This is a genomic window from Sphingobacterium sp. HMA12 (assembly GCF_002933815.1).
Lineage (GTDB): Bacteria > Bacteroidota > Bacteroidia > Sphingobacteriales > Sphingobacteriaceae > Sphingobacterium.
Genome location: NZ_BEYR01000004.1, coordinates 331359 through 343156, shown reverse-complemented (window position 1 = coordinate 343156; position 11798 = coordinate 331359). Strand labels below are relative to the sequence as shown.

The following is an 11798-nucleotide window of genomic DNA, read 5'->3' as shown; positions in this document are numbered from 1 at the left end:
TCTGATCGGTTTTGGAAATAATTACACACCTTATTGACTTTATTCTCCATATTGATAAACATTTGGTTGAAATTGTCAATGACTATCAGTTGTGGACATACCTTATTTTGTTTCTCATTATTTTTGTTGAAACAGGGGTAGTTGTCATGCCTTTCTTACCTGGAGATTCCTTATTGTTTGCTGGGGGAATGCTTGCTGCGCAACCAAATGAATTGAATGTTTGGTTAATGATACTGATTTTATTGATTGCTGCAGTAACTGGTGATTCTCTCAATTACTCCATCGGAAAGCATTTTGGGATGCGATTGACAAAATTCAAGCTTTTTGGCAAACAGGTTGTCAAGGATGAACAGATTGCCAAAACGCATGCTTTCTATGAAAAGTATGGTAGTAAAACAATTGTTATAGCCCGTTTTGTTCCTATTGTACGCACGTTAGCACCATTTGTTGGTGGTATCGGAAAAATGAATTATGGTACTTTTATTACTTACAATGTTGTTGGAGCAATATTATGGGTAGGAGGCATTACATTAGCTGGCTATTTTTTGGGCAATATCCCAATTATTAGAGATAACTTTTCTAAAGTGGTACTGCTGATCATTTTTATATCTGTATTACCTATAATCTTTGAATTGGTCAAAGAAAAAATAAAAACTAAAAAGGGAGTTCAATAGGACTCCCTTTTTTTCTGAAAGTGTCTGTTTTCTATTGGTCAGAAAGAACCTTCAGTTGATTTTTATAGCTGTTGGCGCTTATAAGAACATAAAGGTTTTATTTATCGAATATGGATTTTGTTTATCATCTGGTCGATTTTATCCTACACATTGATCAACACTTGTTGCAGATCGTCAATACCTATGCAGGATGGACTTATTTCATTCTATTCTTGATTATCTTTGCTGAAACAGGATTTGTTGTTACACCATTCCTTCCAGGTGATTCAGTTTTATTTGCTTTAGGTGCCATTATTTCACGAGCGGAAAGCAATCTTTCACTGTCCCTTTTCTTATTGATTCTTATATGCGCGGCTATTTCTGGCGATTTTGTTAATTATGAGATTGGCAAATATTTTGGAATCCGGGTTTTTAAACCGGGCTCAAAAATATTTAAATCTTCCTATCTTCAAAAAACGCAGGATTTCTATGCTAAATATGGTACTAAGACCATTGTTTATGCTCGTTTTGTTCCCGTTGTCCGGACCTTTGCCCCTTTTGTAGCGGGTATTGGCAAGATGCCATACAGCGTTTTCGGTAAATATAATGTAGTAGGAGGCATATTGTGGGTATCCTTATTTCTTCTAGCCGGCTACTTTTTTGGACAGATTCCTTTTTTCAGGCATAACTTTTCCTGGGTTGTATTAGCAATCATATTTATCAGTCTAATACCCATGCTGATACAGTTTTTTGTTGTTAAAAGAGCAAAAAAAGATTAAACGTTAAGTACTAAATGCAGTCTTTTAAGGTTAAAGGATTGGTATGAAATATTTCATTTTAGCGTTTACCTTATTTGTCGCACAGTTTTCATTGGCACAACGTGTCAAAGTCGATCGTCATCAAGCAAAAGAAGCCTACGATCTGTTGAATAAAATTCGAACAAATCCCGAGAATTATAAAAAGGAACTGAAGCTTTTTAATTTACATAAGATTACCCGAACAAAGCTTAATTGGAACAAACAGCTTGCTGAGGTCGCGGAATACCGGGCTAAGGATATGGCTAAACGGTCTTACTTTGATCATGTCTCTCCTGAGGGCTATGGACCCAATTATTTTATTGAAGAAGCCGGATATAGTTTAAATCAGTCATGGTTAAAAAAAAGGAATGCCAATAACTTTGAATCCATTGCTGCTAATCGCGCCAGTGCGACTGATGCGATTAAAGCGTTAATCATCGGAAAAGAAGCACCCGGTTATCATCACCGTACGCATCTGCTAGGGATGGATCAATGGAACGCATCGCTATATGATATCGGAATCGGTTATGTAAAGTGTAAGGGGGCCAAACCTTATGAAAGCTATCTCGTTGTTATTATTGCAAAGCATGATTGGTAAAGAAAATGAAAAATCATACCTTTGCATATGATAAAATCCATGACAGGATATGGCACGGCTTCACAAGAGAACGGTAAAGTCAAATATAGTGTCGAAATAAAGTCCTTAAATTCAAAATTCCTTGAATTAAATCTTCGTCTGCCCAAAGTCGTTTCGGACAAAGAATTGACCTTGCGCACAGAGTGTAGTAAGCTTATTGAACGCGGCAAAGTCAATTTGAACGTAACCGTAGAATATACTGACCAAACAGCTAAGGCCTCATCTATCAACGCTGATTTACTTAAAAAATATTATGGTCAATTGCAGCAGATCGCAGATGAGCTAAATGATACGAATGTCAATCTATTCGAATTGGCGTTAAATATGCCCGAAGTTGTCACCAACAACGATGATACCGTTGATGATGAAGAATCCAGCGTATTGATGGATGCTTTTTATGATGCGGTCAAACATTTTAATACATTCCGTGAGGACGAAGGAAATGTATTGGCTCAAGATTTAAAAAAGCGAGCTGAGCTAATTTTGACTTATTTGAGTGAGGTCGAAGATCTTGAAGTTGAGCGTATCCCATTGATCAGACAGCGTATAGAGCAATTTCTCAACGATAGTGTAGGTAAAGAGAACGTGGACCAGAATCGTTTTGAACAGGAGCTCGTTTACTATATAGACAAATTAGATGTCACTGAAGAGAAAGTTAGGTTGCGTTCCCACTGCAACTATTTTCTGAAAGCCTTTGATTCTGCCGATTCCAATGGTAAGAAATTAGGGTTTATCTCTCAAGAGATGGGCCGTGAAATCAATACCTTGGGATCCAAAGCTAATCATGCCGGTATTCAACAGATCGTGGTTAGAATGAAAGAAGAATTAGAAAAAATAAAGGAGCAGTTGCTCAACGTATTATAAGAATGAGCGGTAAATTAATTATTTTCTCGGCACCATCAGGAGCAGGAAAAACAACTATAGTAAGAGATCTATTAAGTAAACATGGGGATAAAATAGAATTTTCTATTTCTGCGAGTACCCGCGATCCAAGGGGGCAGGAGGTCGATGGAAAAGACTACTACTTTATGTCCAAAGAAGAATTTTTGCATAAAGTTGCCAAACAGGAGTTTATCGAATTTGAAGAGGTCTATTCGGGTACATTTTATGGTACGTTGCGTTCCGAAATCGAACGTATCTGGAAAGAAGGTAAAAATGTTATTTTCGATATTGATGTCGTCGGAGGATTGCGCCTGAAATCTAAATTTCCGGAACAGGCAATCTCTATATTTGTACAGCCACCTTCATTGGAGGTGCTTAAAGAACGTTTAACCGGACGTGGCACGGATTCGGAGGAAAAGTTGCAAGAAAGATTTGCCAAAGCGGAACTGGAACTTACCTATGCGAATAAGTTTGATGTGATCTTGAAGAATTTTGATCTAGCGACAGCTTGCGCTGAGGCAGAAGAAATTGTAATGGGTTTCATCGATAAATAAAACGCTAAATGAAAAAGATTGGTTTGTTTTTTGGTTCTTTTAATCCGGTGCATGTCGGGCATTTGATTATAGCAAATTACATGGCCAATTTTACCGGACTGGATGAAGTATGGTTTGTGGTATCTCCACAGAATCCATTTAAGAAAAAATCAACTTTAGCGGATCCCTATGATCGTTTGGAAATGCTCAATCTTGCCGTTGAGGATTGCGAACATTTGCGCGTGAGCGATATTGAATTCCATTTGCCGGTACCATCCTATACCATAGACACCTTAACGCATCTGAAGGAAAAATATCCAACTAGAGAATTTGTGCTTCTTATGGGGGAGGATATCTTAGAATCATTGGAAAAATGGAAGAATGCCGAGATTATTTTGCGTGATTATCACATTTATGTGTATCCCCGTCCGGGCTACGATGGTGGGAAACTAAAGGATCATCCGGCTATAACCATGACTGATACGCCATTAATGGAGCTTTCTTCAACGTTTTTACGAAAGGCAATCAAAGAAAATAAGAATATTCAGTTTTTCACACCGCAAAAAGTGATTGATTTTATAGACAAAAAGGGCCTTTATTCCTAAAGTGCAATATAAGAAGAGTTTACTCCCTGGATTCCATAAAAGATTCGGGGATTTTTTGTTTTCCTGTGGTTGGTAAGCTTATTGGATAGCCATTGATTTTGAAAAATGCAGAAGGGATAACGAAACGAAATATACTTATAAATCAGGGTAATATAATTTGTGATTTTGGATTTAACAAATGGAATTGTTTTTGGTAAGAATAATTTCTTTACTTTTAAATAGCACGATGCATACTATATGAGAAGTTTAATTTTATTATTAATCTGCCTAAGTCGTTGGACTTGTGTCTTTGCACAGACAGGAGATGATACGGGAAGTGATTATATCATGGATCCCGTTGCCATTGAATTCAGAACAAAGATGACCACACCTCCATATGGTTTGGCAAAGGTGAAAGCAATGATCGCAAAGTTGTCACCGGTAGAAGACAAAGACGGTTCAGAGACTGGGTTACTGGCACTCTCAGCGACGGATTTTAAGAATTTAAGTTTACGTGAAAAATTTACTTATACCATGATCCATGCTGAGGTGTATGCCCAAAATTGCGATATACCGGAACACCAGAAAGCTATAGATAAGAAAATATTTGGCAAGTTACTCGATGGTTTTAATGAAGCCTGGTGGTCAGAAAGACAGACTGATTTTCTGCAGGAAAACAGGGATTCGGTCATGAAACTGATCCAGGAATCTGTTTTGAGAAGCAAACGAATGGGCGTGAATTATAAAGAGGCGATCGAACAGATCAATGGCTGGCAAATGATTCCATTTATTATTGAATACGCAAAGAAAACCCCTAAAGATAAAGATGCGTTGACTTTATTGCTATTACTGATGAAACGTGGTGAGTATAGCGAATTTATGCAGTCTACATCCTTCAAAAAGTTATATGGCGAGACAAGTAACTACTATTCCTATCTAGACTATAATAAGGAGAATGAAGCATTAATATATCGTAGAGCAATGGGATATTACAATGAGAAAAAAGGTAAATAAAATATTGTTCTGCTGCCTGATATTGATCGGGTTTATTCGCAATTCAAGTTTCGGTCAGGAATATAAAGACGTAGCCTGGAATGATCCACGGCCAAATGATTCAGCCTATTATGCGATGCGCGAAAAAATAAGCATACCGCCTTTTGGTCTCAAGAAGGTTCAGCGCCTAGTTGAACAACGGGTGAAAAGCCTACCGGACGAAGCAATGGTGGACTATGATGCTGGCATTTCAAGCGTAAACTTTGATAAGTTGAGCTTCGAAGAAAAGTTTACTTATACGATGATCCATCCTGAAATCTATAGCCAGGCCTGTGCCGAGCGGATGTTTGTATTTGACCCCCAGAATAAAATATTTGGGCATTTGCTTTTTGTTTATAATGGTGTCTTTTGGAGTGAGCGGCAGCTTCATTTTATGAAGAAAAATAAAAAAAGAGTAATAGATCTGATCATGGATCAAGCGGACCGGAATCATATGTTAGGATTGAATTATAAAACTGCGTTAATAGAAATCGACGCTTGGGAAAGTATTCCCTCTTTAGTCAGTTTTTATCAAAAAAATCCAAAAGACAAGGATATTCTGACCACTCTGCTACAGCTAATAAAAAAATCGGAGTTAAAGGAATTTGAGCAGTCGAAAATATACAACAAGTTATATGGAGCAGATACGCATTATGATAGCTGGATAAATTTTTCAAGTGCCAACGAAGTGTATATTATTGAATCTGCTCAGGCTTGCTATAAAAAACGTCAAAATCAGTGAGAGAAGCATTATACATATTGCTCTTTTTTTTATCAAACTGTTTATCGCTAGTGGGTCAGGAGAAGGGATATATTTTAATTCCCGAGGGAGACTATCAATTGGGTGATACGATGAGTTTGGATAACCCAAGAAGAACGGTGCATATCACATCGTTTTGGATTGCTCCCTATGAGCTGACGAATGCTGAATTTGAAAAATTTGTCCGGGCAACGAATTATCGGACTTTGGCGGAACGACATCATAATGCAATGGTATTTGAGCCGGGGCTCGCAGAGTTCAGGTGGCTGCAAGACAGCACCGCTTATTGGCGTTTTCCAAATGGAATAAGCCGTGGTGGTATAGTAGACAAAATGGATCACCCTGTCACCTGCATTTCTTTTAAAGATGTATTGGCCTATTGTGCCTGGGCAGATTGTAGATTACCTACTATTGAGGAGTGGGAAGTCGCTGCGCGAGCCGGCAATGATGGCCGTTATTTTGAAGGGGTGAATAAAGATAATATCGGACAATATGCCAATATATGGCATGGTAAAGATCATCTTAAAGCAGACTATTCGGATGGTTATATGTATACATCTCCAGTAGGGACTTTTAAACCGAATCCATGGGGGCTATTTGATGTATTTGGTAATGTATTTGAATTTTGTCGGGGCAAACTAAATAGGGATGGAGAGCGCGATGTGGCTCATGCAAGAGGTGGCTCGTGGTGGTGCAGTAGAAATAGCTGTTCGGCCTTCAACACGGTTTATATTGGCTCTGTCAGTCCGAACGCCTCATTCAGCAATCTTGGGTTTAGGGTTGTAAAAAAAGCCTTTACCACGCAGGATAAAGACTTTTAAAACAAACTAATCTTAAAAGGTTGAATTTTTATCTTCCCATCCAGCCGCCGTCGACAGTAAGAATCGTACCGTGTACATAATCCGCTGCTTTTGAAGCAAGGAACACTGCCGGTCCTTTAAAGTCTTCCGGAGTACCCCAACGTCCTGCGGGGATACGGTCCAAGATGGATTTCGAGCGTTCGGGATCCTCTCGAAGTGCTTCCGTATTATCTGTCGCAATATAACCTGGTGCAAAACCATTTACATTCACTCCTTTGGAGGCCCATTCATTTGCGAAAGCCTTGACCAATGATCCTATCGCACCTTTGGACGCAGCATATCCCGGAACATTGATACCGCCTTGAAAAGTCAATAACGATGCCGTGAATACAATTTTACCAGTTCCACGTGAAATCATATCTTTTCCAATTTCCCTTGTCAGAATGAATTGTGCATTCTGATTAATTTCAATGATTTCATCCCAGTATTCATCGGGATGTTCAGCGGCTGGTTTACGCAATATATTTCCGGCATTGTTGAATAGGACGTCTATTGTCGGATGTTCCGATTTTACTTTTTCAATAAACTGATAGAGTTCTGTTCTTTTCGAAAAATCACATTGATAAGCATAAAAATTCCTTCCTAACGTCTGAACGGATCTTTCTACGGCGGATCCCGTTGTCTCCAACGATGCCGAAACACCAATGATGTCCGCTCCGGCTTCCGCTAATGCTTCCGCTATAGCCTTACCTATTCCCCTTTTACAGCCTGTTACCAAAGCGACCTTTCCGGTCAGATCAAAAGATTGCAGTATAGACATTATTTTGCGTATTTTATCGTTAATGGTTGATTTAAGTTATTTCTGAATTCTTTGATATAGGATTGCCATTGATCAAAACTGGTTATTTTACCTGCCTTATTAAATGCAGCTCCGGCGAAATAGACCAAAGGTTGGTCATTTTTGACCGTAGTCGCCAATAAAAACTGTTTGGGACTATCCTTAAATACATAGTTTATTTTAGGTAAGATGACAGCTGTTCCAGTGATTTTATCTCCTTCAGCAGGCTCCCAATATGCCAAAAAACCATTTTTAGGATCGTTTAAGAGCTGCGGTTTATCCTCTTTACGTTTGGCAAGACCAACGACTACAGCTGTACTGCCTGAAGTCGTATTTTTGATTGCATAACTTATTTTGTTCAGCTGGCTTCCCGCATCCAGAGAGACTGTCTTTTCAACTTGTATATGCTGTCCTTTTACATTTTCTGGATCATATATTAGCTTAAATGTAGTGCGTAAAGGACCATTATCCAGCACTTTGTATTGACGATAATGTTTGTGATAGACGACTTCCTGGTCAATAAATGGAGTTGCGTCTCCTACTCCTAGGGTCTGACCTACAGAATAATAATCTAAACCTTTTCCATGATCGGCGTGGTAATCTCCTGTTTTATACCATTCGTCAATAACGAGGTCGTTACTACGTTTAGCCCAAAAATCAAATCCCTGAGCATCCTCGGAGCTGCCTTCCAAAGCTTTTCCATAAGCTCTGAATGCAGCAATGTCATTTTCCCAGGCAAAGTCATCTTTACGTTCAGGGACGTAACGTGCATATGCTTTGGAAGCAACGGCTTGGGGATTGTTTCCGGTTACGCCAAAAGTTAAAGCGCTTTTGGGCGCAATGGAGACTTGTATCAGCACATTTTGAGGTGTTGGCTGTCCTAATTTTTCCAATTGGTAAGCCAGTTCCTGTTTATTTTTGCTGTCGATGATCGTAAAGACATTTTTCTTCAGTTCGAAATGTTTTTCGAACGTTGTATAAGGAATACTGATCAGCTCTGTTCTAGTTACAGCTGAAGGATTATTTACTGTGATTGTCTTATTGTTTTGGGCAAAGGCGATACTTGAAAGCCCCAGCGCTAAACTTAATATGAATGTTTTTTTCATTTGATATTTTTGTTAAAGAATCTCAGATCTCTATCTCCAAAAAACTACTTAAGCTCAGTGATAGCACATTTGTCCATGTCATCGTAGTCCAGGTTTTCACCCGCCATACCCCAGATAAACGTATAGTTGGATGTTCCTGCCCCCGAGTGAATTGACCAAGGCGGAGAAATGACCGCTTGATCATTATGCATCCAAATGTGACGCGTTTCGTCTATCGGTCCCATAAAATGAGATACTGCCTGACCTTTTGGCAATTCAAAGTAAAAATAAACCTCCATACGACGGTCATGTGTATGCGAAGGCATAGTGTTCCATACCGATCCTGGCTTTAGTTCCGTCATTCCCATTTGTAATTGACAGGTTTGTACAACTTTATTCAGCAACATTTGGTTGATGGTACGGTGGTTGGCTGTTTCCAGGGATCCTAATTCTATTTTATTGGCATCTTCCTTGGTCACCTTTTTTGTGGGATAACTATGGTGAGCTGGGGTTGAATTTAAATAAAATTTTGCCGGGTTTGAACTGTCCTGACTTGAGAAATAGATATCTTTTGAACCTTGCCCGATGTAAAGTGCTTCTTTGGTTTTAAGTTCATATGATGTTCCATCTACTTCCACCTGTCCATTCCCACCGACATTGATGATACCTAATTCTCTTCTCGAAAGGAAGTAAGGTTCTTTTAATAATTCAGGGATTGTTTCTAATTTGATTTTTGAATTTACGGGCATTGCACCACCGGCCATGTAACGGTCATAATGCGTGTAGACAAAGTTAATTTTATCAGTTTCAAAAACTTTTTCAATGAGAAAGTTATCTCTTAATCCTTGCGTGTCTAACGTTTTGTATTCTTTAGGCCCGATTGCATAACGGGATTCAAAATTAATGCTCATAACTGAATGATTTTTCTTTATTTGAAAGCTAAATTTAGGGCTAATATTTATTAAAAGCTATATAATCTTACGCAATCGATGTCGTACTTATGTAAAGGATCTATTAAGACAAATTTTCTTACGGTTTTTATTTTTCAGATTTGCTAACTTCGTATATGGTAAAGAAGAAACCGAATATTTTAGTTGTTAATGACGATGGTATCACAGCTCCGGGAATTAAGGTGTTGTTAGAAGAAATGCAAAAAATAGGCAATGTGGTTGTGGTAGCGCCGGATTCGGCACAATCGGGTATGGGCCATGCGATCACGCTTGGTAGACCGTTGCGATTGGATAAAATTAATCTTTATGAAGGAGTAGAGATGTATCAATGTTCGGGAACGCCCGTTGATTGCGTCAAGCTTGCCGTTAATAAAGTCTTCAAAGGGCAAAAACCGGATATCTGTGTGTCTGGTATTAATCACGGGCTGAATAATTCAATTAATGTTTTATATTCTGGAACAATGTCTGCTGCGGTCGAAGGAGCTATCGAAGGAATTCCTTCTGTTGGTTTTTCGCTGGACAATTTTTCCCATGATGCGGACTTTAGCTACTGCAGACCTTATGTGATTTCCATAACGGAACAAGTTTTGGCCAATGGTCTACCAAAAAATACATTGCTCAATGTCAATTTTCCGCAAACACAAGGATTTAAAGGTATTAAAATTTGTAGACAGGCTGGAGGACACTGGGTAGAGGAATTTGATGAACGTATTGATCCACATAACCGTGATTATTATTGGACCACAGGAAAATTTGTCTTGCAAGACCGTGGAGAAGATACGGATAGTTTTGCATTAGCAAATGGCTATGTATCCGTTGTTCCTACACAATTTGACATGACTGCACATCATGCTATTCCGGAACTGAATTCATGGAGTTTTGATCATTTGGATGGTATGACCCAATACAGCAAGAGTGAAAAATAATCTTTGGATAGGCCTTGGCATAGGCATTATATTTCCCTTACTCGCATTTTTACTGGTGCGTTTCACTGATATCGAACTTCATTTTCTTCCTGACAAGCCAATGGCAACGTATACCATTGCTGTATTGATCAATTTGATTTTCTTAAGGTTTGCATATCGCTCAGGTAATGATCACGTAGGGAAAGGAATTATCATCATGACATTTTTGGCCATGATATTATATTTAATTACACATAAAGTGACTGTATAAAACAAAAATGTAAACAGCTGTGGCTATACCACAGGGATCGTTTAAAATGTTTTTATCGGTTCATTTTTTAAAGAAGGATAAAATGAAATTAACATTGGGGTTTTCTCCCTGTCCGAATGATACATTTATTTTTGATGCCTTGATCCATCATAAAATAGATACGAAAGGGTTGGATTTTGATGTAGCTTATCAGGATGTTGAGACATTAAATTTAAAGGCTTTTCAAGGAGAACTGGATATCACCAAATTGAGCTATCACGCTTTTGCTTATGCCATTGAAGATTACGAACTGTTGGATGCGGGTAGCGCCTTGGGCTTTGGTGTGGGTCCGATGCTAATCACAAAAGATGCTGCTTTGGCGGAAGTGCTCAAGGAGAAGCTAAAAAATGGTGGCGGTTTAGGCGAATTTGATAAGTTAAAGGTGGGATATCCAGGGAAGTTTACAACTGCAAATTTTCTGTTGGGCTTGGCATTCCCGGAATTAACCAATAAAATAGAACTGGTTTTTTCTGATATAGAAGGGGCGCTCTTGGATGGTTCAATTGATTTGGGGCTTATTATTCATGAAAATCGGTTTACATATGGAGAAAAAGGACTGTATAAAGTCGTCGATTTGGGAGAATATTGGGAAAGTACGACAAAATTTCCGATTCCGCTGGGTGGTATTGTCGTAAAACGTTCGTTGCCGAAGGATGTGAAAGACACGCTTAATGCAATTTTAAAGGAGAGCGTCGAGTTTGCTTTTACAAATCCAAAGTCCGGATTGGAATTTATCCGTAGCCATGCGCAGGAGATGAGTGAGGAGGTGATGTATAAGCATATTGAACTTTATGTCAATAAATATTCAGTTGAATTGGGCATTGAAGGACGGAATGCAATTACTAAAATGTTTCAAAAGGCTCAGGAGATGGGTTTGATCCCGCATTCGGATAAAAAATTGTTTCTTTCATAACATCGTCCCAATATTTGGTAGCCGTAATAACAGGTCGCTTGTGCAGCAGCACTACCTGTTTTCTTTCAAGTGCTACTATTCGGGGTGTAAAGAACAAATAACCAAGATAAAGGGAATAG

The 11798-nt window shown here is 38.7% G+C and carries 14 protein-coding genes; 11 read left to right on the top strand and 3 right to left on the bottom strand.

Going from position 1 to position 11798, the window contains the following annotated elements:
• Window positions 1-11 precede the first annotated feature (11 nt).
• From HMAT_RS20610 to HMAT_RS20570, 9 genes are all read left to right on the top strand, one after another.
• Window positions 12-674: a DedA family protein gene (locus HMAT_RS20610; RefSeq protein ID WP_104384746.1), complete on the top strand. Its 663-nt coding sequence runs from the start codon at window positions 12-14 to the stop codon at window positions 672-674.
• Window positions 675-784: 110 nt separating this feature from the next.
• Entirely contained in the window at window positions 785-1432 is a 648-nt protein-coding gene (locus HMAT_RS20605; protein ID WP_104384745.1) for a DedA family protein, read from the top strand.
• Window positions 1433-1475: 43 nt separating this feature from the next.
• On the top strand, window positions 1476-2048 hold the full coding sequence (locus HMAT_RS20600; RefSeq protein ID WP_104384744.1) for a CAP domain-containing protein: 573 nt from the start codon (window positions 1476-1478) through the stop codon (window positions 2046-2048).
• A gap of 27 nt (window positions 2049-2075) precedes the next feature.
• The gene (locus HMAT_RS20595; RefSeq protein ID WP_104384743.1) at window positions 2076-2951 is read left to right on the top strand and encodes a YicC/YloC family endoribonuclease; all 876 of its coding nucleotides are present in this window, start codon (window positions 2076-2078) and stop codon (window positions 2949-2951) included.
• 2 nt (window positions 2952-2953) lie between these two features.
• On the top strand, window positions 2954-3523 hold the full coding sequence (gene gmk / locus HMAT_RS20590) for a guanylate kinase (RefSeq protein ID WP_104384742.1): 570 nt from the start codon (window positions 2954-2956) through the stop codon (window positions 3521-3523).
• 8 nt (window positions 3524-3531) lie between these two features.
• Entirely contained in the window at window positions 3532-4107 is a 576-nt protein-coding gene (gene nadD / locus HMAT_RS20585) for a nicotinate (nicotinamide) nucleotide adenylyltransferase (RefSeq protein WP_104384741.1), read from the top strand.
• A 237-nt stretch (window positions 4108-4344) separates the two neighbouring features.
• Window positions 4345-5100, top strand: a complete 756-nt coding sequence (locus tag HMAT_RS20580) for a hypothetical protein (RefSeq protein ID WP_104384740.1) — start codon at window positions 4345-4347, stop codon at window positions 5098-5100.
• Window positions 5081-5860: a hypothetical protein gene (locus tag HMAT_RS20575; RefSeq protein ID WP_104384739.1), complete on the top strand. Its 780-nt coding sequence runs from the start codon at window positions 5081-5083 to the stop codon at window positions 5858-5860. Before HMAT_RS20580 ends, HMAT_RS20575 begins: the two co-directional genes overlap by 20 nt.
• On the top strand, window positions 5857-6699 hold the full coding sequence (locus tag HMAT_RS20570) for an SUMF1/EgtB/PvdO family nonheme iron enzyme (RefSeq protein ID WP_199768727.1): 843 nt from the start codon (window positions 5857-5859) through the stop codon (window positions 6697-6699). Before HMAT_RS20575 ends, HMAT_RS20570 begins: the two co-directional genes overlap by 4 nt.
• A 28-nt stretch (window positions 6700-6727) precedes the next feature.
• On the opposite strand, the gene HMAT_RS20565 is transcribed toward HMAT_RS20570, so the two are convergent.
• Genes HMAT_RS20565 through kduI form a run of 3 tightly spaced genes read right to left on the bottom strand, consistent with a single transcriptional unit; the run spans window position 6728 to window position 9512 of the window.
• Window positions 6728-7492: an SDR family NAD(P)-dependent oxidoreductase gene (locus HMAT_RS20565; protein ID WP_199768731.1), complete on the bottom strand. Its 765-nt coding sequence runs from the start codon at window positions 7490-7492 to the stop codon at window positions 6728-6730.
• A gap of 5 nt (window positions 7493-7497) precedes the next feature.
• Complete coding sequence (locus HMAT_RS20560; protein WP_104384736.1) at window positions 7498-8622, bottom strand: DUF4861 family protein; 1125 nt, start codon at window positions 8620-8622, stop codon at window positions 7498-7500.
• 44 nt (window positions 8623-8666) lie between these two features.
• On the bottom strand, window positions 8667-9512 hold the full coding sequence (gene kduI, locus HMAT_RS20555) for a 5-dehydro-4-deoxy-D-glucuronate isomerase (RefSeq protein ID WP_104384735.1): 846 nt from the start codon (window positions 9510-9512) through the stop codon (window positions 8667-8669).
• Between the two features lie 155 nt (window positions 9513-9667).
• Here kduI and surE point away from each other — a divergent pair, with 155 nt between their 5' ends.
• On the top strand, window positions 9668-10477 hold the full coding sequence (gene surE / locus HMAT_RS20550; protein WP_104384734.1) for a 5'/3'-nucleotidase SurE: 810 nt from the start codon (window positions 9668-9670) through the stop codon (window positions 10475-10477).
• Between the two features lie 332 nt (window positions 10478-10809).
• On the top strand, window positions 10810-11679 hold the full coding sequence (locus HMAT_RS20540) for a 1,4-dihydroxy-6-naphthoate synthase (RefSeq protein WP_104384844.1): 870 nt from the start codon (window positions 10810-10812) through the stop codon (window positions 11677-11679).
• The last annotated feature ends 119 nt before the right edge of the window (window positions 11680-11798 follow it).